This is a genomic window from Novosphingobium sp. BL-S-34 (assembly GCF_056857015.1).
Genome location: NZ_CM166472.1, coordinates 2569979 through 2596615 on the forward strand (window position 1 = coordinate 2569979; position 26637 = coordinate 2596615).

General features: G+C 66.4%; 25 protein-coding genes. 14 read left to right on the forward strand and 11 right to left on the reverse strand.

What is annotated here, in order from left to right; all coding sequences use genetic code 11:
• Positions 1-585 precede the first annotated feature (585 nt).
• The 5 genes from AC1VV3_RS12260 to AC1VV3_RS12280 all read left to right on the forward strand — a co-directional run bounded on the left by AC1VV3_RS12260 (position 586) and on the right by AC1VV3_RS12280 (position 8152).
• Positions 586-2049, forward strand: a complete 1464-nt coding sequence (locus AC1VV3_RS12260) for an O-antigen ligase family protein (protein ID WP_482961885.1) — start codon at positions 586-588, stop codon at positions 2047-2049.
• Between the two features lie 64 nt (positions 2050-2113).
• A complete protein-coding gene (locus AC1VV3_RS12265) occupies positions 2114-4342 on the forward strand; it encodes a GumC family protein (RefSeq protein ID WP_166675218.1) in 2229 nt (742 codons plus the stop codon).
• Positions 4343-4348: 6 nt separating this feature from the next.
• Positions 4349-5521 carry a hypothetical protein gene (locus tag AC1VV3_RS12270; RefSeq protein ID WP_482961886.1) on the forward strand — a complete coding sequence of 391 codons (1173 nt, stop codon included), beginning with the start codon at positions 4349-4351 and terminating at the stop codon, positions 5519-5521.
• A gap of 193 nt (positions 5522-5714) precedes the next feature.
• Positions 5715-7085, forward strand: coding sequence for a UDP-glucose dehydrogenase family protein (locus AC1VV3_RS12275; protein WP_482961887.1), 1371 nt, complete (start codon positions 5715-5717; stop codon positions 7083-7085).
• A 224-nt stretch (positions 7086-7309) separates the two neighbouring features.
• Positions 7310-8152, forward strand: coding sequence for a hypothetical protein (locus AC1VV3_RS12280; protein ID WP_482961888.1), 843 nt, complete (start codon positions 7310-7312; stop codon positions 8150-8152).
• A gap of 91 nt (positions 8153-8243) precedes the next feature.
• Here the strand turns inward: AC1VV3_RS12280 and AC1VV3_RS12285 are convergent, their stop codons facing one another.
• From AC1VV3_RS12285 to otsB, 4 genes are all read right to left on the reverse strand, one after another.
• Entirely contained in the window at positions 8244-8504 is a 261-nt protein-coding gene (locus AC1VV3_RS12285) for a hypothetical protein (RefSeq protein WP_243654367.1), read from the reverse strand.
• 209 nt (positions 8505-8713) lie between these two features.
• Positions 8714-10132, reverse strand: coding sequence for an alpha,alpha-trehalose-phosphate synthase (UDP-forming) (gene otsA / locus AC1VV3_RS12290; RefSeq protein WP_482961889.1), 1419 nt, complete (start codon positions 10130-10132; stop codon positions 8714-8716).
• A gap of 101 nt (positions 10133-10233) precedes the next feature.
• Entirely contained in the window at positions 10234-12048 is a 1815-nt protein-coding gene (locus tag AC1VV3_RS12295) for a glycoside hydrolase family 15 protein (protein ID WP_132268401.1), read from the reverse strand.
• Complete coding sequence (gene otsB, locus AC1VV3_RS12300) at positions 12045-12941, reverse strand: trehalose-phosphatase (RefSeq protein ID WP_482961890.1); 897 nt, start codon at positions 12939-12941, stop codon at positions 12045-12047. The genes AC1VV3_RS12295 and otsB overlap by 4 nt, the downstream gene beginning before the upstream one ends.
• 296 nt (positions 12942-13237) lie before the next feature.
• Here otsB and AC1VV3_RS12305 point away from each other — a divergent pair, with 296 nt between their 5' ends.
• The 6 genes from AC1VV3_RS12305 to AC1VV3_RS12330 all read left to right on the forward strand — a co-directional run bounded on the left by AC1VV3_RS12305 (position 13238) and on the right by AC1VV3_RS12330 (position 16994).
• Entirely contained in the window at positions 13238-13990 is a 753-nt protein-coding gene (locus tag AC1VV3_RS12305) for an HAD-IIB family hydrolase (RefSeq protein WP_482961891.1), read from the forward strand.
• Between the two features lie 28 nt (positions 13991-14018).
• Positions 14019-14576: a hypothetical protein gene (locus AC1VV3_RS12310; RefSeq protein ID WP_482961892.1), complete on the forward strand. Its 558-nt coding sequence runs from the start codon at positions 14019-14021 to the stop codon at positions 14574-14576.
• 124 nt (positions 14577-14700) lie between these two features.
• The gene (locus AC1VV3_RS12315) at positions 14701-15159 is read left to right on the forward strand and encodes a Dps family protein (RefSeq protein WP_132268409.1); all 459 of its coding nucleotides are present in this window, start codon (positions 14701-14703) and stop codon (positions 15157-15159) included.
• Between the two features lie 197 nt (positions 15160-15356).
• On the forward strand, positions 15357-15977 hold the full coding sequence (locus AC1VV3_RS12320; protein WP_442044876.1) for a 6-phosphogluconolactonase: 621 nt from the start codon (positions 15357-15359) through the stop codon (positions 15975-15977).
• A gap of 83 nt (positions 15978-16060) precedes the next feature.
• Complete coding sequence (locus tag AC1VV3_RS12325; protein WP_243654368.1) at positions 16061-16456, forward strand: NUDIX domain-containing protein; 396 nt, start codon at positions 16061-16063, stop codon at positions 16454-16456.
• Positions 16446-16994, forward strand: a complete 549-nt coding sequence (locus tag AC1VV3_RS12330; protein ID WP_482961893.1) for a GNAT family N-acetyltransferase — start codon at positions 16446-16448, stop codon at positions 16992-16994. Before AC1VV3_RS12325 ends, AC1VV3_RS12330 begins: the two co-directional genes overlap by 11 nt.
• A 55-nt stretch (positions 16995-17049) precedes the next feature.
• On the opposite strand, the gene dinB is transcribed toward AC1VV3_RS12330, so the two are convergent.
• Positions 17050-18171, reverse strand: a complete 1122-nt coding sequence (gene dinB / locus AC1VV3_RS12335; protein WP_482962100.1) for a DNA polymerase IV — start codon at positions 18169-18171, stop codon at positions 17050-17052.
• Positions 18172-18307: 136 nt separating this feature from the next.
• Here dinB and AC1VV3_RS12340 point away from each other — a divergent pair, with 136 nt between their 5' ends.
• Positions 18308-19567: a multidrug effflux MFS transporter gene (locus AC1VV3_RS12340; protein ID WP_132268415.1), complete on the forward strand. Its 1260-nt coding sequence runs from the start codon at positions 18308-18310 to the stop codon at positions 19565-19567.
• Positions 19568-19686: 119 nt separating this feature from the next.
• Here the strand turns inward: AC1VV3_RS12340 and AC1VV3_RS12345 are convergent, their stop codons facing one another.
• The 6 genes from AC1VV3_RS12345 to crtY form a co-directional block, all read right to left on the reverse strand.
• The gene (locus tag AC1VV3_RS12345; protein ID WP_132268417.1) at positions 19687-19836 is read right to left on the reverse strand and encodes a lmo0937 family membrane protein; all 150 of its coding nucleotides are present in this window, start codon (positions 19834-19836) and stop codon (positions 19687-19689) included.
• A 424-nt stretch (positions 19837-20260) separates the two neighbouring features.
• The gene (locus tag AC1VV3_RS12350) at positions 20261-21244 is read right to left on the reverse strand and encodes a phytoene/squalene synthase family protein (protein ID WP_132268759.1); all 984 of its coding nucleotides are present in this window, start codon (positions 21242-21244) and stop codon (positions 20261-20263) included.
• Positions 21245-21295: 51 nt separating this feature from the next.
• Entirely contained in the window at positions 21296-21892 is a 597-nt protein-coding gene (locus tag AC1VV3_RS12355) for an LOG family protein (protein WP_482961894.1), read from the reverse strand.
• Positions 21893-21895: 3 nt separating this feature from the next.
• Positions 21896-22345, reverse strand: a complete 450-nt coding sequence (locus AC1VV3_RS12360) for a hypothetical protein (protein WP_482961895.1) — start codon at positions 22343-22345, stop codon at positions 21896-21898.
• Positions 22342-23820, reverse strand: a complete 1479-nt coding sequence (locus AC1VV3_RS12365) for a phytoene desaturase (protein WP_482961896.1) — start codon at positions 23818-23820, stop codon at positions 22342-22344. Before AC1VV3_RS12365 ends, AC1VV3_RS12360 begins: the two co-directional genes overlap by 4 nt.
• Positions 23817-25022, reverse strand: coding sequence for a lycopene beta-cyclase CrtY (gene crtY / locus AC1VV3_RS12370; RefSeq protein WP_482961897.1), 1206 nt, complete (start codon positions 25020-25022; stop codon positions 23817-23819). Before crtY ends, AC1VV3_RS12365 begins: the two co-directional genes overlap by 4 nt.
• 74 nt (positions 25023-25096) lie before the next feature.
• Here crtY and AC1VV3_RS12375 point away from each other — a divergent pair, with 74 nt between their 5' ends.
• Positions 25097-25651 (forward strand): GNAT family N-acetyltransferase, encoded by a 555-nt coding sequence (locus tag AC1VV3_RS12375; RefSeq protein ID WP_132268427.1) that lies wholly within the window; start codon positions 25097-25099, stop codon positions 25649-25651.
• 118 nt (positions 25652-25769) lie between these two features.
• Complete coding sequence (locus AC1VV3_RS12380) at positions 25770-26624, forward strand: MipA/OmpV family protein (RefSeq protein WP_431567950.1); 855 nt, start codon at positions 25770-25772, stop codon at positions 26622-26624.
• The last annotated feature ends 13 nt before the right edge of the window (positions 26625-26637 follow it).

Sequence of the window (26637 nt, forward strand, 5' to 3'; positions counted from 1 at the left end):
TGAAAAGCGTCGGCGAGAGGTTGGATAGCGCATTGCGAATCCACCGGATCGACAGGGAGCGAGGGGCTGCAATCGGTTTTACTGTCGACGCGATCCGGCGTCTTTCCGGCTACTGCGATGGAAAGGCTTGAAAGTGCGACGAGAGGGGCCGGATCGAGGGCAAATTCCCGGTTCGCAATTTGCCCTCCATTGTGCAGCGCGGTATGGTCGAAGAAGACGATTGACCTGTATAGCGCAGTTCCAGGAGGACTCATGACGCAGAGAGACGTGCAGCCCTTCGCCATCGCCAGCCGATTGCTGGCCGCTACTTCGCCTGGGAGCTGCAGTTAAGGAACGGGCTCTTTCAGGACTGCATGTGATGCGGTTCTTCTGAAATATCTCAGTATAAGTTCTGTCATTGTAATTCTTACCAGTCGAGTTGTTGATAGTAACGTCAGCCGGGTCGCAGACCGATGCCGACGGAATGCTCCATGGAAGCCCTTTCGATTGGGCGAGACTTGCGAAAGCAGACATTTTCGCATCCCGATCTGCAATCATAAGGAAGAAGCTCTGTCTGGGTCGTTAGCTGAGAAACGCACGGTCTTCGTGCCGAAAGCCCGTCCGGGAAGCCGCACGGTGCAGGCCGGAATCCTCATTCTTGTCGGACTGCTGTTCGGCGGCGGCGGGTCCGGCGCGGGCCTGGCCAACCTGGTCGTCCAGCTTGCAGGCCTGGCGATCCTGGCCATCAACGGTCCGGCCGTGGCCGCTTTCTTCCGCACTGCTCCGCGCGGGCTGGTTGTGCTGGTGGCGCTGACGCTGCTTCTGCCGCTGCTTCAGCTGGTGCCGCTGCCGCCCGCGATCTGGCAGGCGCTGCCGGGCCGGGAATTCGTGGGGCAATCGCTCGACCTCACCGGCGGCAGCGATGTCTGGATGCCGTTCTCGCTCGACCCCAATCGCACGGCCATCGCCTTCTTCGCGCTCTTGCCGGCGCTCGCGATTCTCGTCCTCGCCTGGCAACTGGGGCGCGAAGACAAGCGCCAGTTGCTGATGCTGGTGGTCGCTTGCGGGCTGATCGTCGTGCTGCTCGGCGCCCAGCAACTGGCGACCGGCAATCGCCACCTCGTCTTCTACGCCGAGACCATCGGCTCGCCCGATCTTCAGGGCACTTTCGCCAACCGCAACACCGGCGGGCTCATGCTCGACATCGCATTGGTGGCGCTGGTGGCGGTGTTCCCGCTGCGGCAGATCCGCGCGATCTGGACGCTGGGCCGCATGGCGACCGCGGTGCTGCTGATCGTGGGCGTCGTGCTGACCCGCTCGCGCACGAGCATGCTGCTCCTGCTGGTGCCCGCTGCGCTGGCCGCCTGGCGCTGGGTGCGCTGGCGCCGGCCGACCCTGACTCGCCGAACCGCGATCGCGGTGGGCGCCGTGGTGCTGGTCCTGGCAGGCGCAGCCAGCCTGCTGGCGAACAACCAGCGTGTGCAGAGCGCGTTCGGACGCTTCGACGCGGTGGAGGACGAGCAGCGCCCGCTGATCTGGAAGGACACCGTGGCTGCATCGCGCCGTTACTGGCCGGTCGGCAGCGGGATCGGCTCCTTCGACGATGTGTTCCAGGCCGACGAGGCCCTGGAAAACCTCAGCTATGGCCGCGCCCAGCGTGCGCATGACGACTTCCTGGAGGCCACGCTGGAATCCGGCCTGGTGGGCATTGCGCTGGTGCTGGGCTGGGCCTTCGTGCTTGGACGGCTCGGCGTGGCGGCGCTGCGCCGTGGCGGCATCGGGCTGGCAGGCGTGGGCACCTTCGCGCTGGTCGCGCTTCAGTCGATCACCGACTACCCGCTGCGCAGCCAGACCCTGCTCTGCCTTTTCGCGCTGATGGCCGCGGTGCTGATCGGCGCGGAGCGGGACGAGGCCGAAAGTCGCCGCGGCGCGCCTGAACAGGGGGGTGGAAAGGGCGCCAGAAGCCGGCCGGCCGGCAGGTCTGGAAGCAGGGGCACAGGCGGGCGTGGGGGCCGGTCCGGGCAGGAGGACGGCTTGACCGCCTTCGCCCCTTCAGAACGGGTTTCCTGAACCTATGAACGAACTTCGGGTCAATAACCGCTCGCGTGGAAACAATAGGATGGCGGGACATATCTTGAACGATGCTTTTCTCGATCGGGTCGGTCTCGAAGGCCCCTCTCACGGATTTCCCCAAGGGGCTTCCCATGGCGAGCTTTACGGCGAGGAATCCGGGCCGGACCTGACCGCGCTGCTCAAGACCATCATGGGGATGGTCCGCCGCAACATCGCGCTGATCGCGGCCATCGTGGCGGCAACGCTGGTGCTGGGCGTGATCGTCACGCTGCTGATCGCGCCGCGCTACAGCGCAGGCGTGCGCGTGCTGATCGAGGACCAGGCCGACCAGATCATCGAGGGAAGCGAGCTTCAGAAGGTCACCAACGTCCAGGACGCCGAGCGCTTCCTGCAGACCCAGCTCGGCATCATCCAGAGCCGCTCGCTGGCCGAAAGCGTAGTCGAAAGCGGCCGGCTCGATCGTGATCCCGCCTTCTACGAAGCGATGGGCACCGACATGCCGACGCAGGAAGACGTGCTGAAATCGGGCGGGACCAAGAAGCTGGACCAGCTTCGCAAGGAAAGCGCCATCGATTCGCTGCTCGGCAGCCTGACCGTGACGCTGCCGCCCGACAGCCGCATCGTCAGCATCAGCGTCAGCAGCCGCAGCCCCGGTTATTCCGCCAAGCTGGCGCAGCTCTATGGCGAGCGCTACATGGAGCGGAACCTCAACCAGAAGTACGACAGTTCCTCCTACGCCCGGCGTTTCCTGGCCGACCAGCTGGACGAGGCGCGCGCCAAGGTCACTCAGTCCGAGCGCGATCTCAACCAGTATGCCAGCGCCGCGGGCCTGATCCGCGTGACCAGCCAGGGGCAGGACGGCAACCAGGAATCGGTGCTTTCCGTCACCAACAACACGCTGGTCCAGCTCAACGATGCGGCGGCCAAGGCCACGGCGGACCGCATCGCCGCGCAGGATCGCTGGCTGACGCTGGCCAAGGCCGCGCCGCTGGCCATTCCCGAAGTCAACGCCAACCCGGCCGTCTCCACGCTCCTGGCCGAGAAGGCCAAGGTCGAGGCGGACCTTGCCGAGGAACGCACCCGCCACCTCGACGATTTCACCACGGTGAAGTCGAAGCAGGCGGAAATCGCCGAATACGAGAGCCGCATCGGCGCCATCTCGGATTCCATCAAGAAGTCGGCCTATCTCGAATACAAGTCTTCGCAGGAGCGCGAGAAGTCGTTCTCGGGCCAGGTCGAATCGCTGCGCGGCGAAGCGCTCAAGGAGCAGGACCGCGGCGTTCAACTGGCCGTGCTGAAGCGCATCGCCGATACCAACAAGACGCTCTACGACACCCTGCTCTCGCGCTACAATCAGCTCAACGCCACGGCCGGGGCCTCGTCCAACAACCTGACGCTGGTCGACGGCGCGGAAGTGCCCGCCAAGCCCTATTCGCCGCGTCTGCTGGTCAATATCGTCGCCTCGCTGGTGCTGGGCCTGGTGCTGGCCGCCGGTGCGGTGCTGCTGCGCGAGATCTTCGACGATGCGATCCGCTCGCCCGAAGATGTCGAGCGCAAGCTGGGCATGCCGCTGCTGGGCCTGATCCCGCTGGAGAAGGGGGGCGATGTCGCCAGCCACTTCGACGACCGCCGCTCGCGGGTGAGCGAGGCCTATCGCTCGCTGGTCACCAACTTGCGCTATTCCACCGCGACCGGCCTGCCGGAAGTGCTCATGGTCACCAGTTCGCGCGAATCCGAGGGCAAGTCGACGACCGCCCGCGCGGTGGCGCACGACATTGCCGTGCTCGGCAAGCGGGTGCTGCTGGTGGACGCCGACTTGCGGCGCCCGACGCTGCACAACTTCATGAGCGACCGGAAGGCCACGGGCCTGACCGACGTGCTGACCGGCGAAAAGACCTTCGATGCGGCCCTGCAGCCCACCGAGGTCGCCAGCCTCAGCTATATGTCGGCGCTGCCCGCGCCGCCGGATCCCGCGCTGATCCTCTCGGGCGAGGGGCTGCCGCACTTCATGGAGGAAGCGCGCCGCAAGTTCGACGTGGTGGTGATCGACTCCCCACCGCTGCTGGGCCTTTCCGATGCGGCGCTGCTGGCCAACCATGCGGACGGCGTGTTGTTCATGGTCGATGCCTCCAGCTTCCATCGCGGCGCGGTGAAATCCGCGCTGCGCCGCCTGGCCCTGATCAAGGCCAACATGCTGGGCGTGGTGCTCAACCGCTTCGACCCCAAGGTGGGCGGAGAGGACTACAACTACTATGCCGCTAGCTACTACAGCTACGGCGAAAAGGACTGACGCGGGATGACCTCGCTCATCGGTCGCACGGCGTGGATCGCCATCCTGGCCCTGGCCGCCATCGTGGCGGTGGGCGTGGAGATGGACCGGGAAGGGCGGCGCAATTTCGCCGTGGCCCAGCTTGTAGCCCGCTTCGTGCCGGCTTCGCTCCAGTCCTCCTCGCTGGAATCGCTGGCTCACGAGGCTTACGACAGCGGCGATGCGGCAAGGGGTGTGGCACTGTCGCAAGCCTTCGTGCGCCGCCGTCCGGTTCCTTCGGAAGGGCTGGCGCTGCTCGCCTACGGGCAGCTTCAAAAGGGTGAGCAGGACGCCGCGCTGCGTTCGGTGGTCCTGGCGGGCGATCGGGGCTGGCGCGACCGCTTCACGCAGGAGACGCTGGTCATGCTGGCGCTCCAGGCCGAGGAATGGAGCATCGCCGCCCAGCGCACCGTGGCGCTCTGGCGGATCGGGCTCAACGACGATCGCCTCAAGGACATGACCGCCGACCTGCTTTCGCGCCCTCAGGGGGTGGATGCCTTCGCCGCGCAAGTGGGCCAGGAGAAGTACTGGGCCAACGCCTTCCTGCCCTGGGCCGGTACCGCGATCAGGCCCGAGGCGCTGAAAACGGTGGCCTCCACCATGGCCCGCAAGGGCGCCAGGGTGGACTGCGCCGCGCTTTCCCCGCGCACGCTGATGCTGGTACGCTCCGGCCGCGCCGAAGCGGCGTCTATCCTGTGGCAGAATCTCTGCGCGAATGGACACTTCACACGGGCCGCCGATTTCGCCTTCCGCGAAGACCTGGGAGACGGCGCGCCGATCGGACCGTTCGACTGGCAATATCCCGAGGGATCCGGGCTGGATCGCAGCTTCACCGGCAGCAAGGCGGGCACCGTCCTGCATTACCGCAACCGCGAGCCGCTGCGCAGCGTGATCGCCAAGCGCAATGCGCTGCTGGCACCGGGCAACTACCGCGCCCGGATGGACGGGGCTGCTCATGCGGAAGCGGGTTTCCGGCCCATCGTCCTCCAGATCGTCTGCTATGCCGAGGATGGCACGGCGCGGCGTCTCGGCGATGCGGAAATGACCTCAGGCTCTACCGATTTCTTCATTCCGGACACGTTCTGCGCGAGCCAGGAACTCGTGATCCTCTCCGGCCGGGGCGAAGGCGAGATCGGCAGGCTGGAGATCGACCCGGCCTAGAGCGCCTTTTCGATGTGATGGTCCCGGCTCGGCGTCTTGCCAGGTTTTCCGCTTCGGAAAGGAACGACCCTGATGGGGCGAAACCGCCAAGTCGAGAGAGAATTCGGTTAAGTACCTGCCCGAATGGCTGACTTGCCGACCGGGCGGGGGACAAGGATAACTTCCCCAAAGCTCATAAGGAAATGGAAGCGCCATGAAGATTGCGATGGTAGGTTCGGGCTACGTCGGCCTTGTCTCGGGTGCCTGTTTTGCCGATTTCGGCCATGAAGTGGTCTGCATCGACAAGGACGAGACCAAGATCCAGCGGCTGCTCCACGGCATGATGCCGATCTACGAGCCGGGCCTTGCCGAGCTGGTGGAATCCAATGTGGCCGCCAAGCGCCTTTCGTTCACCACCGACCTGGCTGAAGGCATTGCCGGCGCGCAGGCGATCTTCATCGCCGTGGGCACGCCTTCGCGGCGCGGCGACGGCCATGCCGACCTCTCCTACGTCTACGCCGTGGCGCAGGAAGTGGGCGAGCACCTTTCCGGCGATGCCGTGATCGTCACCAAGTCGACCGTGCCGGTGGGCACTGGCGACGAAGTGGAACGCATCATCCGTGCATGCAATCCGCCGCACCGCGTTGCCGTGGTCTCCAACCCCGAATTCCTGCGCGAGGGCGCGGCCATCGGCGACTTCAAGCGGCCCGACCGCATCGTCATCGGCGCCGAGGACGATTTCGGCCGCGATGTCATGCGCGAGGTCTACCGCCCGCTGTTCCTCAACGAATCGCCGATCCTCTTCGTCAGCCGCCGCTCGTCGGAACTGACCAAATATGCCGCCAACGCCTTCCTGGCCGTGAAGATCACTTTCATCAACGAGATGGCCGATCTTTGCGAGAAAGTGGGCGGCAACGTGCAGGACGTGGCGCGGGGCATCGGCCTCGACAACCGCATCGGCGGCAAGTTCCTCCATGCCGGACCCGGCTATGGCGGCTCCTGCTTCCCCAAGGATACCCTGGCCCTGCTCAAGACGGCGGAGGACTACGACAGCCCGGTCCGCATCGTCGAGGCGGTGGTCAAGGTCAACGATGCCCGCAAGCGCGCCATGGGCCGCAAGGTGGTGGATGCCCTGGGCGGCGTGGACGAAGCGCGCGGCAAGCGCGTGGCCATGCTCGGCCTGACCTTCAAGCCCAATACCGACGACATGCGCGATTCGCCGTCGATCGCCATTGCCCAGACGCTGGCCGATGCCGGGGTGACCGTGGCCGCCTACGATCCCGAAGGCATGGAGCAGGCCCGCCCGCTGATGCCCGAAGTGGAGATGAAGGAAGATCCCTACGCCGCGATCGAAGGCGCCGACGCCGTCGTCCTGGTGACCGAATGGGACGCGTTCCGCGCGCTCGACCTTGTCCGCATCAAGGCCATCGCCAAGGCGCCGGTGCTGGTCGACTTGCGCAATGTCTACAAGCCCGAGCATGTCCAGGAAGCGGGCTTCACCTACCTCTCGGTAGGACGCGGCACGCGTCCCAAGGAAAAGATCCGGAACGACGGGGAACAGGCACCCAGCCCCGTTCTGGCCTGATGCGTTTCGCCTGAGTTGCCACCGGCCGAACCCGGATCCGAGCCAGTCTCGGGTCCGGACCAGGTTCGGACCCGATGTCTGTCATCCGGGCCGGCATTCTTTCGGCAGAACACATCCCTTGCCATTGGACACCCTCCGGGGCGGGCCATGGACCATGTTCTTCAAGGTATCGTGATGCCTTGCACCATGCGGAATCCGTCGTCGTTCGAAGGGGAGCCTTTCCGATGTCGCTTGTCAGGATATCCGTGCCCATGCTGGCGCTGGTTCTTGCCCTTTCGGCACAAGCGGCCGGGGCGCAGGCGCCGCAAGGCCTGGCCGACCTCGTCGGTGCCCGCGCCGCGGGCGGCGAAACAGCGCTGCGCGCCCGCGGCTACGAACGCGTCAAGGCCGAGAAAAGCGACGACCGCAGCTACACTTACTGGTGGAGCGCTTCCCGGTCGCAATGCCTCTCGGTCGCGACGAACGAGGGGCGTTACGATTCGATCGTCGCCACCCCGGCGCCGGACTGCGGACGCAGCGCCCGCAGCGGGAATGACCGCGACCGCTCGGCCTATCACCCCGATATCGGCTACAACGCCGCCCCCTCATCGCAGCGCCAATCGCCCAGCTACGTCCAGGACCGCGACCGCTATCAGGTGGAGGGCCAGAACGTCGACCTCGGGCTGGTCTGCTTCGGGGACGGCACCCGCCCCGGCATGGCCACGAGCTACGGCTGGACGTGGAACAGCCGCACCGAGCGATACGACTACGGCAATCGCACGGAGATGACGGGGCAGCAGTTCGACGCATCGCTGATGGTGCAGCTCTGGTCCGGCGGTGGGCGCATCCGCCTGCCGAAGAAGCTGGTTCCGCCGATCAACAGCCGGGGACAGGACGGCTGGTGGGACCTTTACGATGTGGAGCAGGGGCCGGACATGATCCGCGCCAGGTATCGGCTCAACGGGCTGAACAAGCCCCAGGTCACCATCGACCGCCGCAGCGGCCGGATCAGCGTGCAGGGCACCGCGCCTTATGCTTTCAGCGGTATCTGCGATCTGGTGGATGGCAGAGATCACCGCCGCTTCTGAAGCCCTGCGGTAATTCCGGGAGGGTTTGGCGCGGCGATGAACCGCGCCGATCCTGGCGTCTCTCAGTCTTGCGGGCGTCTCGTCCGCCCCATCAGATCAGGGCGAAGTGCTGCACGATCTGCCGGTCCAGCGGCTCGGCGAAGCGGACGGAAAGGCTGCGCGAATCGCGCCGCGTGGCCGTGGCCGCGAACGGGCCTATGGCGCCGATCCAGAGCGTGAGATCGCCCTCGATGCTGGCGGCCGGGGCATCGGTCTCCACGGCGCAGCCAAGGCTGGCGAGATCGGAAATGCGCACCGCGGTGGAACCGCCAGCGCTGACGCACTCGCCATAGAGAGTCGTATTCATATTCATTCTAGTGCCTGTTCTTCTTGGGTCCGGTTTCCCGGATCCCTTTCTGGTCATCCTGCAGCCCGCGGCTTTGCCGCGTGACCTTGCGGAGTCGCCTCCGCATTTCCCTTTCTAGCGAGTTTAGAGGTCAGATTGGTGGCAGGCGAGTTACGTTTCGCAAATGACAGGCGATTTCATGATGGACGACCGTTCTTCCGGGTCGAACTGAAACGTCAGGCCACTTCGTCCTGCCTGGTCGTGCTGTTCCGCTGCGGGGGATTGCCTTCCAGCGCTTTCACGAAGTCCTCGCGCCAGCGCTGGACGTCATTGTCGCGCACGGAAGCGAGCAGCTTGGCGTGGCGTTTGCGGCGTTCGGCCAGCGGCATGTCGAGCGCCTTGCGAATTGTTTCCGCAACGTGCTCGATCGAGTGGGGATTGACCTGGAGTGCGTCCTTCAGCTGATGCGCGGCGCCCGCGAACTGCGAAAGGATGAGCACGCCGGGGTTCTCGGGATCCTGCGCCGCGATATATTCCTTGGCGACGAGGTTCATCCCGTCGCGCAGGGGCGTGACGAGGCCGATGTCCGCCGCGCGGTAGAACCCGGCGAGCTGGTCGCGCGGATAGCCGCGGTTGACGTAGCGGATCGGCACGAAGGCGACATCGGCATAAGCGCCGTTGATGTGCCCGGTCTTGCGCTCCAGGTCCTCGCGGATCTGCTGATAGCTGGCGACGTCCCCGCGCGAGGGGGGCGCGATCTGGAGCAGCACGGCCTTGCCCGCATCGTCCGGGTTGTCGGCCAGGAAGCGGCCGAAAGCCTCGAAGCGCTCGCCAAGGCCCTTCGAATAGTCGAGTCGGTCGACGCCGATCAGGATCTTGCGGCCGCGCACGCTGGACTTCAGCCGGTCATGCGCTTCCTTGGCGCCCGGGCCGGCGGCGGATTCGGTGAATTCCGCGAAGTCGATGCCGATCGGGAAGGCGCGGGCGATGATCTTGCGGCCCTGGTATTCGACGGAATTGTCGAGATTGACCTTCAGGCCCATTTCCTTCTGCACATAGTGCAGGAAGCTTTCCAGCCATTCGGTGTTCTGGAAACCGATCACGTCGTATTCCAGCATCGAGGCCACGAGGCGTTCGTGGAACGGCAGCGAGACCAGCAGGCGCGTGGGCGGCCAGGGCGTGTGGAGGAACAGGCCCATGCGGTTCTTCACGCCCTTTTCGCGCAGCTGCGAGCCGAGCGGGAGCAAGTGATAGTCGTGGACCCAGACCAGGTCCTCGTTCTCGATCAGCGGCAGCACCGAATCGGCGAAGCGGGCATTCACCCGTTCATAGCCTTCGCCGAAATTGCGGTCGTATTCGGTCAGGTCGATGCGGTAGTGGAACAAGGGCCAGAGCGTGCGATTGGCATAGCCGTTGTAGTATTCCTCGATATCCTGCGGTTCGAGGTCGATCGTGGCGGTGGTGATGCCGTCGTTCCGCTGCATGTCGAGGTGGCCGGTGAAGTCCTCGGTCTCCTGCCCGGACCAGCCGAACCATATGCCGCCATGTTCGCGAAGTGCGGAGTTGAGCGCCACCGCGAGCCCTCCCTGCGCCCCGGCGGCCCCAGCCGCCTTGGGAACCGAGACCCGGTTCGAGATGACGATCAGTCTACCCATTTACATTCCCCTGTGACGCGTCCGCGAGCACAGAGCGGACGCGTTTTGCGGGACCGGCGAGCATTCCGCGAAATTCGCCTGAGGCAAATTTCGAAACGGACTCAGCGCCAGTCCCGCCAAGACCGGGACAGTTGCCCGGCACAATTGATGATACCTACTAGCGAATAGGTCTGCGGAAAGTTCCCCCACAGCTCCCCGGTCTCGAAATCCATGTCCTCGGAAAGCAGGCCGGAGCGGGTGCGGTGGTTGAGCATGGCCTCGAACAGGCGGCGCGCCTCTTCGTCCTGGCCGCTGCGGTGCAGCGCCTCGATCAGCCAGAAGGTGCAGATGTTGAAGGCGGTTTCGGGCAGGCCGAAGTCGTCCTCGCTATCGTAGCGCAGCATGTGTTCGCCGCGGCGCAGGGCCTTCTGCACCGCCTGGAGCGTGGCCTGGAACCGCGGATCGTCGGCATCGACGTAGCGCAGCTCGACCATCTGCAGTAGGCTGGCGTCGAGCTGGGATCCGCCGAAGCTGGCGGCATAGTGGCCCCCGGCACCGCCATCGTCGAAGTCGGCGCCCTCGACCGCGTGCCAGGCATGTTCGTCGATATTCTTGCGCACGGTGGCCGCACGCTCGCGCCAGATCGCGGCGCGGTCGTGCAGTTCCAGGAACTCGGCGGCATTGGCCAGGCGGTCGCAGGCGGCCCAGCTCATGACGCTGCTATACGTATGCACGGCCGTGCGGGTGCGCAGTTCCCAAAGTCCGGCGTCGGGCTGGTCGTGAGTCTTCCAGGCCATTTCGCCCACTTGTTCCAGGCTGGCGAAATCCTCGTGCGTGGCGATGCGCAGCAGGCGCTGATCGGAAAACGCCTGGATCGCGGGCAGGACGATCTGCCCGTAGCAGTCGTTCTGGACCTGGTAATAAGCCGCATTGCCGATGCGCACCGGCCCCATGCCGCGGTAGCCTGCCAGGTCCGGCGCTTCCCATTCGATGATCTCGCGTCCGCCGCTCACCGCATAGAGCGGCTGGATCGCGCCGCCCTCGGCATCGTCGATGATGTTGCGCAAGTAGGAGAGGTATTTCTCCAGCACGTCCAGCGCGCCCAGGTGGTTGAGGGCCTGGACCGTGTAATAGGCGTCGCGGATCCAGCAATAGCGGTAGTCCCAATTGCGCTGGCTGCCCGGCGCTTCGGGAATCGAGGTGGTGAGCGCGGCGACGATCGCGCCGGTTTCCTCGTGCTGGCAGAGCTTGAGCGTGATCGCGGCGCGGATCACCGCGTCCTGCCAGTCCAGCGGGGTGGCCAGCCCGCGCACCCAGAGCCGCCAGTAGTCGCCGGTGTGGCGCAGCATCGATTCCAGCTCGTGCTCGATATCGCCGGTGAAGGGCTCGTCCGGGCCGAGGAAGAAGTGCTGGGTGGTTTCGAGCCGGTAATAGCGCTCGTCCAAGACGTAGCCCACCGGGGCATTGGTGGTGAGCCGCAGGGTGTTGCGCTCCACCAGGTAACGGATGTGGTTGGAGCCGCGCGTGACGGGCGCGAGCTGCGCGCCGTAGCCGCTCATCGGCGTCAGCACCGTGCGGATGCGCGGCGAGCCGCTGACCGGGCGAACGATGCGCGCATAGGCGACAGGGCGATAGGTCCGGCTCGAGCGTTCGAACCGAGGGCAGAAGTCGATGACTTCCACCACGCCGCCGCCCGCGTCTTCCAGCCGGGTAATCAGGATCGGTGTGTTGCGCGAATAGCGCTGGGTGACCGAGACCTGGTTTTCCAGTTCGAAGCGCCAGGTGCCGGCGTCCTGCCCTTCCGCGCCGCGGAGCAAGGCGCAGAACGTGGGGTCTCCATCGACCCGGGGAACGCAGCCCCAGACGAGGGCGCCGCTGGTGTCGATCAGGCCGGAGACCTGGCAATTGCCGATGGGCCAGAGTTCGAGCGAGCTCATGCCGGGCTGTTCTCCCTATTCGAATGTGAAGCGTGGTCTGGCGTGGCGCCCGCGAGCCAGTCGTGCACGGCGGGTACACCGTCCAGCCGCCAGCGGGCGAGGGTCCGGCGCATCGGCCCGACAAGAATTCCCGCGCCGCCGAGCCGGGTCACGGCCGCGAAGGCGTCCTCGTCAGTCACGTCATCGCCTGCGAAGAGCGGCCTGGCACCGGCGAACGGCGCCATTTGCATGAAACGAGCGACCGCGCTGCCCTTGTCGGAACCGGGCATCGACAGTTCGATCACCTGCTTGCCGTGCTTCAGTTTCAGGCCGAACGCCTCACCGGTCTCGGCCGCGCAGGCGAGCAGGGCGGGCATGGCTTCGGGTCGGCGGCGGTAATGGACGGCGATGCTGAACGGCTTCGGTTCCACCAGCAGGTCGCCATGGGCCCGGGCAAAGTCCGAAAGGCGCTGCGCGACCACGGGGGGCAGGGGCTGGGCGAGCGGGACGACATCGCGGGTGCCCGCGGCCCGAAACTCGCCGCCATGCGATCCGGCGACCGCCACGTCGAGCGGCCCGAGCATGGCTTCCAGCGCATCGAGCGAACGCCCGGTCACGATCGCGAAGCGTCCGTCCAGGCGCTGCGACAGGCGCGCGATCCGTTCCGGCAGGTCGGGGGGGACGATCACCCCGTCGGGATGGTCGGCAATCTCGACGAGCGTGCCGTCGAAGTCGAGGAACAGCGCAATCGGTTCATCCGCGTCCAGGAGAGCGGGGACGACCTTGGCTTCCGTGTCGAAGGCTTCCGTGTCGAATTTCGGGCGAAATCCGGGCGTCAGAGGAGGAGGAGGCGGCAGATCGCGCGGAATTGCGCCATGTTCCGCCAGCGATGGACTTTCGCGTGGATCGGTCATTACGTTCAGTCTTGCACCTTCGAAGGAGGATGGCCACCCCTCTTGCGGCGAAACTTGCGCCGGATCGGCCGAATGTCGCAGTGCAACGAACGGTCGTCTCCAGGGTTCCAAACCGGCCCGAGAGCGCGTCCCGAAGACGGGCGAAAACAGGTGCATTTTGGCGCCAAGAGGCTGCGGTTCATGGAATTTTCCGCACAAGTCGCAGAAATTGTCATCGTATTGGCGCAGGAACACGATTTCCTTCTCCCGCCGTTGATGGCAGGGCGCTCTCACACGCAAATGCGAAAAGGCATGGAATGAAGCAGATCATCGCATTCGATCTCGACGGAACCCTGGCGCTGAGCAAGCAGCCGCTGACCGAAGAGATGGCACAGCTCATGGCCGGACTGCTGGAAGTGGCGCAAGTGGCCGTGATTTCCGGTGGCGACTGGCCCCAGTTCGACAAGCAGGTAGCCAGCCGCCTGCCCGCCCATGCCGACCGTTCGCGGCTCTGGCTGATGCCGACCAGCGGCGCCAAGCTCTACGTCCACAAGGATGAGGCCTGGACCCCGGTCTACGCCGAACTGTTCACCGACGAACAGAAGCGCGAGATTCTGGAGGCTTTCGACGCCTCGCTCGCCGCCACCGGCTTCACCCCGGAAGAGACCTGGGGCGAACGGATCGAGGATCGTGGCAGCCAGATAACCTTCTCGGCGCTTGGCCAGCAGGCCCCGCTCGAAGCCAAGGAAGTCTGGGATCCCGACTTCGCCAAGCGCAAGGTGATCCAGGCCGACCTGGTGAAGCGCCTGCCCGGCGTTTCGGTGAATCTTGGCGGCGCCACTTCGGTGGACGTCACCCAGCCCGGTGTCGACAAGGCCTGGGGCCTCAAGCGCCTGGCCGAGCACAGCGGCGTGGCCGAGGCCGACATTCTGTTCATCGGTGATGCCATCTTCCCGGGCGGCAACGACTATCCGGCGAAGGCCATGGGCCTCGACACGATCTGCGTGCGCGATGCCGGCGATACCGCCAATGTGATCGCGGCGATCATCGCCTGCCAGAAGGCGGGCTGACGGCAACGCTTCCCGCGCGAACCGGCGGGTGCCTGCCTTCTACCTGACGCTGATCGCGGTCCTGCTCGCCGGTTTCGGCGCGCGGGACCAGGTCACGATCGCCGGTCTTGCCGCGCGGCAGGGGCGGCGGCCGGGTGTCCTGCTGGTCGCCCTGCTGAGCGCGGTGCTCACCGCCGCCTTCGCTGCCTGGCTGGCGGGGCTGATGCTGGCGGAACTGCCGCCACCGGCGCGGGCCATATTCGCCGGCATGGCGCTCGGGCTGGCGGGACTGGAATCGCTGGTCCTCGTCCCGCGCCGCCGCCCGGCCGAGCCGACCAATTCGCTGGGCGCGCTGCTGCTGGTGCTGCTCGCCAACCAGGCGACCGACGCGGCCCGTTTCCTGATCTTCGGCATGGGTGTGGGCATGGCGGCGGCGCTGGCTTCCGGTGCGGCGGGTGCCGTGGGCGGGGCCGTGCTGGCCGCAGCGGCCTGGGCTGGCCCTCATCTACTCGATCTTGCCGCCTTGCGCTGGGTCCGGCGGATCGTCGGACTTGGCCTGCTTGCGGCGGCGCTGGTTCTGTTCCTGCGGGAATTTTCGATACTCTGATCGGAAATTGATCATGAACCGGGGGTTCAATTCCGCGTTCACAAATCTACATAAGACATCGAGGGCCAGGGCCAGATCGCCAAGGCCGGCATGCAACGTCACACAGCAATTGGGGAACCACGGCATGACATCCAAGGACAATTCCAGGGCCGCTCTGATCGACAGCCTGAACGGGCTGCTGGCCGACACCTTCGCGCTCTACATCAAGACGAAGAACTTCCACTGGCACGTCCGCGGCCCGCAGTTCCATGACCTGCACTTGCTGTTCGACACCCAGGCCGGCGAGATCTTCGGCCTGACCGACCTCATTGCCGAGCGCGTTCGCAAGCTGGGCGGCACCACCATGACCTCGATCGGCTCGATCGCCGCGAAGACCTCGGTCGCGAACCAGGACGATACCGGCCTGGATGCCATGGGCATGGTCAAGGAACTGTTCGAAGATAACAGCGCCTATGTCGCCGCGCTCAAGTCCACCAAGGAACTGGCCGGCGAAGCGGGCGACAACGCCACCGACGGCATTATCGACGACTGGACCGACCAGGCCGAGCAGCGCGCCTGGTTCCTGCGCGAAATTCTCGCCTGACAGGAATGAGGGGCCACCCGCCTGCGGGCTGGCCCTTTCCGGCGCGGAAACGCCGTCCCTTTGCGGGTCCGTTCCGGAAGCAGGATGGCGTCGCTCCCAACCGGGGGCGGCGCCGTTCGCGTTTACAGGTTCGGCCGCCGGAGGCTGGACGCAAGCTCCCTCTCGCGCAATCGGCAAAACCGGCTTAAGCAACGTGGATGCCGAAACTCGAACTCATCGAAGGCGCCGACGATGGCGCCATCGCCGCCTGGTTTGCCGAGCGCCTCAGGGCCGCGCTGGCGACCAGCCCGGACGACATCGCGATCACCGTCCCCGGCGGCTCCACCCCGTTCCCGATCTTCGACCGGCTGGCGGCGATGGACCTGCCCTGGCACCGCATCGCGGTCTGGCCGGGAGACGACCGCATCGTCGACGAGGATCATGCCGCCAGCAATGTCGGCAAGATCCGCGCCCGCCTGGAGCCGGTCGGCGCACGGATCGTGCCGCTGACCGAAGAGGCCCAGCCGCCGCACTTTGCCATCGCCTGGCTGGGCATGGGCGGCGACGGGCACATCGCTTCGCTCTTTCCCAACACGGACCCGCAGGTCGACGATCCCCACGCGGTCCGCCGGATCACCCCCGACCCACTGCCGCCCGAAGCGCCGTTCGACCGCCTGAGCCTGACGATCCCGGCGCTGACCGACAGCGACGAGATCGTCTTCGTGATCCGCGGTGCCGACAAGCGCGCCGTGTTCGACGCCGCGATCCAGGGCGAGCATGACCTGCCCGTCGCCCGGCTGCTGCGCGCGGCCCGGCACAAGGTGACCTGCTTCTGCTGAACGGCCTGCTGAACCTGCTCCCGGCGCCGCTGCACCGGACGCTCTACCGCCTGGCCCACTGGGGCCGCAGGCAGGTGTGGCGGGTGCGGCGCCCGCGTCTCGACGGGGTGCGGGTGCTCGCGCTCGATGCCCGGGGACAGGTGCTGCTGGTGCGACATTCCTACGGCTCGGGCAAATGGATGCCGCCCGGCGGCGGTCTCAACCGGGGCGAGGAGGCGGTCACGGCGGCGCGGCGCGAATTGCTGGAGGAAACCGGCTGCACGCTGGCCGATGCGCGGCTGCTCATGGTCGCCACCGAGGACCTCGTGGGCGCGAGCAATCATGTCCACATCGTCGCGGGCCGGACGCAGGACAGCCCGCATGTCGATGGCCGCGAAATCGTCGAGGCCCGTTTCTTCGCCCTCGATGCCTTGCCGTCACGGATGGCGGCGCGGCTTCCGGGGGAGCTGCAGCTGTGGGTGTCCGAATATGCGCGATGACCGGGTGGAGGGAGCCGAGGCTGCGCCGATCGGCCTCGAAACGGAGCGCCTCCTGCTGAGACGCCCGATCCGCTCCGATTTCGAGCCGATGCGCCAGATGTTCTGCGATCCGCAGGTCGTTGCCCATATCGGCGGATCTCCGCTTTGCCGTGCCGAGGCCTGGGCGCGGTTCCAGCGCGATGTCGGGCACTGGACGCTCGAAGGCTTCGGCCAGTTCACAGTGCTGGAGAAGGCGTCGGGCCGTTATGTCGGCAAGCTCGGCCATGCCCGCTTCATGCGCGACTTGGGCGCGCGGGCGGAAACCGAGGTGGAAATGACATGGACCCTGGCCTCCGGGTTCCACGGGCAGGGCTATGCCGCCGAGGCCGGCCGCGCGGCGCTTGAATGGTTCGATGCGCACGGGGCGCGGCGCACGGCCTGCATCGTCGCGGAAGCGAATCTGGCGTCGCTGAAGCTGGCGGAAAAGCTGGGCTACCGCGAGGTCGACCGGCTGGCGGGCGCCAGCGGCGCGCGGGTCGTGCTGGTGCGCGAGGGTTGATGGGGGAGGGGGTGACGGGGGCCGGGACGACCGTCCGGCCGGATCGCCTCTTCTGCTAGAGTAGCGGCAATTGCCCATCCTTGGGCGGCCGGCTGTCTTCCTCGCCGCGTTCCAGCGCCGAAAGCGTCAGGCCCATCAGCCGGATCGGCTGGGGCAGGGGCAGCAACTCCTCCAGCAACGCATGGCCAAGGGCGGAGAATTCCGCCTTGTCCGCCACGAAATGGTGCAGCGAACGCGCGCGGGTGAGCGTCTGGAAATCGGCGTAGCGCAGCTTCAGCGTGACCGTGCGTCCGCGGGCCTCGGCGCGCTGCACCCGCTCCCAGACGATGTCGACGATAGTGCCGAGCGTCTCGCGCAGGGCCTCGGTGCCCTGGATGTTGTCGAAGAACGTGCGCTCGCCGCCTACCGACTTGCGCGGGCGATTGGCGCGTACTTGCCGCAGGTCCACCCCGCGCGCGGCCTGGTAGAGGTATTCCGCGAAGCTGCCGAACTGCGCGCGCAGGAAGCCGATGTCCCGGGCGCGCAGGTCCGCGCCGGTCTCTATGCCGAGCCGCGCCATCTTCTCGGCCCCGCGCGGGCCCACGCCGTGGAAACGGCGCACCGGCAGGACGGCCACGAACTGGGCGCCCTGGCCGGGGCGGATCACGCAGAGCCCGTCGGGCTTGTTCTGGTCGCTGGCGAGCTTGGCCAGGAACTTGTTGTAGGAAACCCCGGCGCTGGCGGTCAGGCCGGTTTCCGCCTTGATGCGCCGGCGGATCTCCTCGGCGATGCGGGTGGCGGAGCCCATGCCCTTGAGATCGGCGGTGACGTCGAGATAGGCTTCGTCCAGCGAGAGCGGTTCGACATGCGGGGTATAGTCGTGGAAGATCGCGCGAATCTGCTGACTCACCTCACGGTAGACCTCGAAGCGGGGCTTGCGGAAGATCAGGTCCGGGCAGAGCCGCGCCGCCCGGGCCGAGGGCATGGCCGAACGGACGCCGAAAGTGCGGGCCTCGTAGCTGGCCGCGGCCACCACCCCGCGCAGCGAGGAGCCGCCCACCGCCACCGGCTTGCCGCGCAGGGCGGGATCGTCGCGCTGTTCCACGCTGGCGTAGAAGGCGTCCATGTCGACATGGATGACCTTGCGCAGGCCATCCGCTTCGTCCCCGGCGGCCGATTCGGTTTCGTGCGCTGCCATCATGGTCCTATAGGCCGCGGCGATATAGGCCGTATACGTCCAAGAGCAGGGACCGGCAAAAGCACGGGCCGGTAAAAGCATGAGCCAAGGCGCGAAAAAGCTGGCCAGTCCGGTCCAAGTGCTGCATGCGCCGGGGATGACCTCCGACACAGCGAATCCCGCGCCGTTTCCGATGCGGGGGGTCGAGTTCGTCGTCCTCATGGCCGCGCTGCAGGCTCTCCAGGCGCTCTCGATCGATATCATGTTGCCCGCTCTGGGCGAGATCAGCCGCGACCTTTCGGTCGTCGATCCCAATCAGCGACAGCTGATCGTGGGGGTGTTCCTGATCTGCACGGGCCTCGGCTCGCTGTTTCCCGGCGCCATCGCCGACCGTTACGGACGCCGGCCGGTGCTGCTCTTCGCAATTGCCGCCTATGTCCTGAGCGCGCTGGCCTGCGCGGTGGTGACCACGTTCCCGATGATGCTGGCCGCTCGCGCCGTGGCGGGTCTGTGCACTTCGGCGCTGATGGTCATGCCGATGACGGTCATTCGCGATCGCTTCGAGGGCGACCGGATGGCGAGCATGCAATCGCTGGTGTCGATGACGTTCATGGTCGTGCCGATGATCGCGCCGATGGTGGGGCAGGGCGTGATGCTGGTGGCGGGATGGCGCTGGATATTCGGCCTGATCAGCGTGCTGGGCACGTGCGTCTGCATCTGGACGGCGCTGCGCCTGCCCGAGACGCTCCACCCCGATTACCGCCAGGAAATCCGGCCAAGGGTGATCGCCACCAACATGGCGCTCACCCTGCGCACGCGTGAGGCCGTGGGCTATCTCTTCGGCGTGGGCTTCGTACAGGGCGCGATGTTCGGCTATATCAACAGCGCGCAGCAGCTGGTGGCCGAGCACTTCGGCGCCGGCTTCTTCTTCCCCGCGGTGTTCGGCGGCATGGCGCTGGTCATGGCCTCCACCAACTTCGTCAATTCGCGGATCGTGCAGCGCTACGGCGCGCGGCGCGTCTCGCAGACGGCGCTGTTCGGCTATATCGCCAGCTCCGTGCTGCACTTCTTCCTCGCTCTAGAGGGCGAGACGCTGTGGGTCTTCATTCCGCTGATGACCTTCTCGATGTGCATGATGAGCTTCATCGGCTCGAACTTCCAGTCGATCGCGATCCAGCCTTTCGCGCGCACGGCGGGGGCGGCGGCCTCGATCATGTCGTTCGTGCGGATGGTGATGGGCGCCGTGCTGGGCGCGCTGATCGGGCAGGCCTATGACGGCACGCCCCGGCCGATCCTGGCATCGATGGTGGCAGCAGGGCTGACGGCGCTGATCTTCGTGCTCTATTCCGAGCGCGGCAGGCTGTTCCGCCGTCTCAACTATCCTCCCGGCTACTACGCGCCCGGCAAGCGTCCCTGAGACGCGGCGCTTTCGGCGGCGCCGTACATGAAAAAGCGATCCAGGGCGCTTGGCCCCGGATCGCTTTTTCGTGCCGTCCGCCTCACTTGTGGCAAGGCGGAGCGATCACCGTGTCGGTACTAGACCGCTCGGCCGCCGCGGAAGAGCTGGACGAGGCCGACGACGATCGCGATGACCAGCAGGACGTGGATCAGCGCGCTCGATACGTGGAATACCACGAAGCCGAGGAGCCAGAGGACCAGCAGAATGGCGGCAATGGTGAAGAGCATGGCGGTTCTCCCTAATTGTTACAAATTGTGAAACGCACCGGGGGGCGGGAGGCTCCCACCGGTTCGCCGTAGTTTTCATATGTTTCATGGCGCTTGGCGCGAATCCGGGCAGGGTCGGGCCGCGCAACGGTTCGTCTCAGGCGCGGCGCGGGCGGCAGATTGGCAGGGGCGCTCCGGTTGTCCGCCGGGGCAAGTCGCGGCATGGTCTCCCTGCGACCGCGAATCGCCCTTGGGCGCATCTCGCCGCGAGTTCCTCGGGTCCACCGCATATCGTTTCGCAGAGCCGCAAGGTCGGCCGCGACGTCCAGCAAGCCGGACCCTTCGGGCTTTCGTTTTCCCGGATCGCCTGTGGTCCTGCCCCGCGCAAGGCAGGCGTGGCCCCGGCTTTCTCAGTGGATGGCCGTGTGGCGCATCCCGCCGTTCATCAAGTCTTGGCCAGGGCTCTCAATTGCCGCCGCGAGAGAGCGGGGCGGGGCGCGTCCCCTGCCGCGTCGGACAGCCTGCGCGCTTCTTCGAGCGCCGACCAGACATGAGTCAGCTTCTCGCCGCGCGAGGTGCTGACGCGGTGATCCCAGGCATGGGCGCCGAGGCGTTCGACTTCGCGGGCGATGCCGCCGTAGATATTGGCTGCCGATAGCACGGCCCAGCGCTGGCGGAAGGCCAGGCGCGTCGCGCCCACTCTGGCGGAGCTTTCGTAGTCCCGCGCGAGGGCGCAGGCGCGGGCCACCATCGGCACCAGTACCGCCCGGTAGTGCGGCTTGGTCACTTCGCCGGGCGGAATGTCCGCCTCCACCAGCCATTCGATCGGCAGGTAGCAGCGCCCCTGTGCGTCGTCTTCCCAGAGATCGCGGACGATATTGGCGATCTGGAAGGCGATGCCGAGGTCGCAGGCGCGGTCCAGCGTATCGTCGTCATCGGGGGCGACGCCCATGACCGCGGCCATCATCACGCCCACCGCGCCGGCGACGTGATAGCAATAGCGCAGCATGTCCGCCTGTGTCCGCGGGCGCCAGTCGGCCGCGTCGAGGGCGAAACCGGCCAGGACATCCTCGACCATGGCGTCCGTCAGCGGCACTTCGCGCGCCAGTTGGCCGAGTGCGTCGAAGGCAGGCGTTCCGGTGGTTTCGCCCGCCATCGCCAGTTCGGTGAGGGTGCGGATCGTCGCCAGCCGGTCCTCGGGCGAGAGCCGGGTGCCGAGCCGCACCGGGCCGGTGGCGCGGCCATGATCCTGCTCGTCGGCAATGTCGTCGCAGGCGCGGCACCAGGCGTAGAGCAGCCAGACGCGCTCGCGCGTCTCGCGGTCGAACAGGCGGCTGGCGGCGGAGAAACTCTTCGATCCCTTGCGGATGGAGCGGTGTGCCTCCTTGACGAGGCGGGCACGATCGAGCGCCACCCCGCCCTGGAGCATGCCGTTCCGGGCCGCGGTTTCGAGGAGGTTGTCAGTCGCCACCCGCAAGCCTCACAGCGTGTCCGGGTCCATCCTGACGATCGGGACGATCGGCTCGTGGGCCTCCATGCGTTCGAGCAGGAGGTCGAGTTCGGTCTCGGCCAGGATGATGCCCTGGTGGGCCGGGCGCACGAAGCCGACTTCGGCCATGTGGCGGTTGAAAGCCAGCAGCCCGTCGTAGAAGCCGAAGGAATTGAGCACGCCCACCGGCTTGTCGTGATAGCCGAGCTGGGCCCAGCTTACCGCTTCCCACAGCTCGTCCATGGTGCCCACGCCGCCGGGAAGCACCAGGAATGCGTCGGACAGGCGCGTGAACTCGGCCTTGCGCTCGTGCATGGTCTTGACGACGTGAAGCTCGGTGCAGTCGTGGTTGGCCACTTCGCCGCCCTTGCCGCCGGCGCCGGTGAGGGCCTCGGGGATCACGCCGATCACTTCGCCGCCCTGTTCGAGCGCGCCGGCAGCCACGGCGCCCATCAGGCCCAGGCGGCCGCCGCCGTAGACGACGCCGATGCCGCGTACGGCAAGGGCCGAGCCCACGTCGCGGGCAAGCTGGACGTAGCGGGGATCGGCGGGGGTGGCGGAGCCGCAGTAGACGGCGATGCGTTTCATGACTCAGGTAGCCTTCAGTTGTACCCGCGCGCCGTCCGGCAGATCGCGGGTCTGCCGGGCGAGGTCGCCGGTCAGGTAGATCAGGTCGACGAGGTCGATCCGGACCAGGTTTTCATGCCCATAGTCGCCGGACAGGATCGCGGAAAGCGTCCGGCTATAGACTTCCCCCAGGACCGTCAGGCCAAGCCGCTGCGTGGCCGCATCGACCAGCGCATCGGCGCGCCAGATGGCCTTGGTTTCGGGTAGCGCCATGTGGCGCCGCGCCGCGGATTCGTCTCCCAGAGGAGTCACGGCCAGGATATCGGGATCGACGTAGTGGAACGTTCCCTTGCGGTCGATCGCCAGCAGGTGCCCCATCAGGCTCTGGCCGGCGATCTCGGCGAAGTCCACCCCGGTCCAGCCCCAGGCCAGGTTCAGGGCGTGGAGCGCCCTGGCTGGCTCGGTTACCGTCATTTCAACCCTTCCAGCATCAGCTTCGCAGTCGCCTTGGCCGAACCGACGACGCCGGGAATGCCCGCGCCGGGATGGCAGCCGGCACCCACCAAGTAGAAGTTCTTCAGCTTGTCGTCGCGGTTGTGGCCGCGGAAATAGGCGCTCTGGGTCAGCAGCGGTTCGAGGCTGAAGCCGTTGCCGTTATAGGCGCCAAGGTCGCTTTCGAAGTCCGGCGGGGCGTAGTGGAAGCTGGTGACGATGCGGTCGTCGATGTCCGGGATCAGCCTGCGGCCGACTTCGGCCAGGATCCGCTTTTCCAGGATCGGCCCCACTTCCGCCCAGTCGATCGGCAGCTTGCCCATGTTGGCCACGGGGACCAGCGCGTAGAACGTGCTCTTGCCCGCCGGGGCCATCGACGGGTCGGTGACGGTCGGGTGATGGAGGTAGATCGAGAAGTCGCGCGGCAGCACGCCGTGTTCGAAGATGTCGTCGAGCAGGCCCTTGTAGCGTGGGCCGAACAGGATCGTATGGTGCGGGATGCCGGGCCAGGTGCCTTCCAGGCCGAAATGGACCACGAAGAGGCTGGGGGAGAAGCGCTTCTTCTTCAGCTTGTGCGCCATGTCCTGCCCGCGCTGGTTGCCCGAGAGCAGCTCGCGGTAGGTATGCATGATGTCGCCATTGCTGGCGATCGCGTCGAAGCGCTGCTTCCAGCCGCTTTCGGTCTCGACCTCGGTGACCTGATCGCCCAGCGTGTGGATCTGCACCACCTTTTCGCCGAGGCGCAGCGTACCGCCCAGCCGCTCGAACAGGCGTGCCATGCCTTGCGCCAGCTTGTTGGTGCCGCCCCGCGCCCACCAGACCCCGCCGTCCTTTTCCAGCTTGTGGATCAGGGCGTAGATCGCGCTGGTGGTCATCGGGTTGCCGCCCACCAGCAGGGTGTGGAACGAGAGCGCCTGGCGCAGGTGCTTGTCCTTCACATAGTGGCTGACCATCGAATAGACCGAGCGCCACGCCTGGTAGCGGGCCAGCGCCGGGGCGGCCTTCACCATGCTGGAGAAATCGAGGAAGGCCTCGTGCCCCAGCTTGACGTAGCCTTCCTGGTAGACCCCGGCGGCGTAGCGCACGAATTCGTCGTAGCCTGCCGCATCCCGCGGGGCGACGCGGGCGATCTCGCGGCGCAGGGCCACTTCGTCGTTCGAATAGTCGAAGGTGACGCCGTCGGTCCAGTTGAGCCGGTAGAACGGCATGACCGGCATCAGGTCGACGTCGTCCGCCATGTCCTGCGAGGAGAGCGTCCACAGTTCGCGCAGGGCATCGGGATCGGTGATGACGGTGGGGCCGGCGTCGAAGGTGAAGCCCTCGCGCTCCCAGACGTAGGCGCGGCCGCCCACTTTGTCGCGCGCTTCCACCAGCGTGGTCTCGATGCCGGACGTCTGCAGCCGGATGGCAAGGGAGAGACCGCCGAAGCCGGCGCCGATGACACAGGCCTTCTTCATCGGTTACGGCTTTCGGTTGCGGGCGCAAGGTCCGCCAGCGGATAGCCGCGTCCAGCAAGGCTGGCCATCGCCGCGCCCAGTGGCACCGGCGGCTTGCCCGCCAGCACGCGCGCCATGTCGGCCAGGGCGAGACGGCCCGCGTAGAAGCGCTCGATCAGCGTTTCGGGAAGGGTGTAGAACCGCGCGAGCACGGCCCGGCGTTCCTCCGGGCGCGCGGCCCCGAACAGCATGCGCGTCAACATCCGGTAAAAGCGCCCCCCGCGCCAGTGATTTGCGGCCCATGCATGACTCGTCCTTCCTAGGCTGTCGCCGGAGAGATTGTCGAGAGTGGTCAGGTGCATGGCAAATCTTACAGCATCGGGAAAGGAATAGGATGTCATCGGGTTAAGCAGTGCGGCGCGCGTTCCGGCCCGGGCAACGGATGGATCCGGCGCGCAGTTCCAGAACTTCTCGAAATCGCCGCCCGCGATGACCGGCAGCACGCCCGTCTCCTCATAGGTGACGGAATCGACATGCCAACCCATGCCCTGGGCGTAATCCCCCACACGCTGGCGCAAGGCGGCGGCATCGAGCCGGTGGTCGCTGGAATAATAGGTGTCCTCGACGAAGACCTCGCGCGCGCCGAAAGGCAGGCAATAGACGAAACGGTAGCCGTCGAGCTGGTCGACGCGGGCATCCATCACCACCGGCCGTTCCAGGCCGTGCGGTACCGAAAGATGCAGCATCTGGCCGAGGAACTTCTGCCAGCCCCCCGCCATATGGGGCAAGCCGTGCGTGCCGCGCGCGTCGATCACCGCCCGGGCATTCAGGCGCCGGCCATCGCCCAGCACGACGTGCTGCGGGCCGGCTTCGGCCACGGCCACGCCGGTGAGCAGGGCCTCGGCGGGCAGGGCGGCGCGGACCATCATGTCCAGCCGCTGGCTGGTCACGCTGGCATAAGGCGTAGCCAGCATCCGCGAGTAGCCGGGAAAGTGGACGTCGTAGCCGCTCCAGCGCCGGGCGATCAGCGGCTCCACCAGGTCGCGGTGCGCGGGCGCCACGTCGGTCTCGAAGAAGGACCAGACATGATCCCCGCCCAGCCGGTCTTCCCGCTCCACGAGCAGGACGCGCAAGTCCGGCCTGTGCCGCGCCATGGCGAGCGCGATCAGCGATCCGGCGAGGCCGCCGCCCAAAATTGCCAGATCGGAGGAAAAAGTGGCCATCGGAGTACCGTTTAAGGACAGGTTATGCCTGCCGCAACTTGGCAGGGCACGGGCTTTGCGGCATTGTGATGACAATGACCGAGGAATTGACCGTTTGCAGCGCCTCTATCGAGGATGCCGCAGCCATTACCGAGATCTATGCACACTATGTGCTCGAAAGTACCGCAACTTTCGAGACGGAGCCGCCTGACCTTGCGGAAAGCGAGCGCCGGATCCGCGATATCGTCGATGCCGGCTATCCATTCCTCGTCGTGCGCGAAGGCGGCGCGGCAGGCGAGCAGGGCCGCGTGATCGGCTTCGGCTTCGCCCATCGCTACGGCCCGCGTGCCGGTTATCGCTACAGTGTGGAGACGACGATCTACGTCGCACCGGCCTGCATCGGGCGGGGCATCGGCGGACGCCTGCTCGCCACTTTGCTCGAAGAGTGCGAAACGCGCGGTTTCCGGCAAGCTTTCGCGGTTATTGCCGAGAGCGAACCGGCCTCTGTCGTGCTTCATGCCCGCGCGGGTTTCCGCCCGGTTGCGACGCTGGACGGGGCGGGGTGGAAGCACGGCAAGTGGCTCGACGTCTTCCTCATGCAGCGCCAGCTGGGCGAGGGCGACCAGAGCCTTCCGCAACAGGCCGCATGATCCGGGTCGGATAAAGTTCCCGAATATTTTGCCATTTTTTCAATCCATTCCGGAAGTACTCCGGGGCAACCCTTAGGGGTGTGCAGGCGTTGCGCGGGGAAACCTGACAAGGATTCCCATGCGCATACCCCTGATCGCCGCTCTCGTTTCCGGCGCCTGCATCTCCGCTTTTTCGGCAACGGCTGCCTTGGCGCAGGACGCCGACGCTTCCGACAACGTCTATGAGCGCGATCACCTGACGATCGGCGTCGGTGCCCTCTACGGCCCGAGCTACGAAGGTTCGGACGATGAGACCTTCTCGCCCATCCCGGTGGTGCAGGGGCGCTACAAGGGCATCGAGGTCAATCCCCGAACCCGCGGCCTTGCCTTCAACCTCATCCCCTCGACCCGCGGCTCCAAGATCGACTTCTCGGCCGGTCCGGTGTTCGGCGTGTCGTTCAACCGCAACCGCCGCATCAAGGACGACGTCGTGCGCGCCGCCGGCAAGCTCGACGCTGCCATCGAGGTGGGCGGAACGGCGGGCGTGACGGTCAATCGCCTGCTCAATCCCTACGACTCCCTCACCGTTTCCGCGGATGTGAAGTGGGACGTCAACGGCGCTTACGGCGGCATGGTCTGGCAGCCGCAGGTGACCTACATGACCCCGGTCAGCAAGGCGATGGTCGTGGCGGTGAACGCCCGCGCGCACCATGCCGATGGCGACTACGCCCGCTATTACTACTCGGTGACGCCCGAGCAGTCCGCCGCGTCCGGGCTGCCGGTCTACGAAGCGAAAAGCGGCTGGGACACGGTGGGTCTGGGCGCCCTGGTCGGCTACGACCTCTCGGGCGACTTGCGCGATGGCGGTTTCGCACTGTTCGGGGCGCTCAATTACTCGGCCATGCTCAAGGACGGCAAGAACACGCCCTATACGTCGCTTCGCGGCAGTTCCGACCAGTGGACCGTCGGCGCGGGCATCGCCTACACCTTCTGAGGCGGTCCGGCCG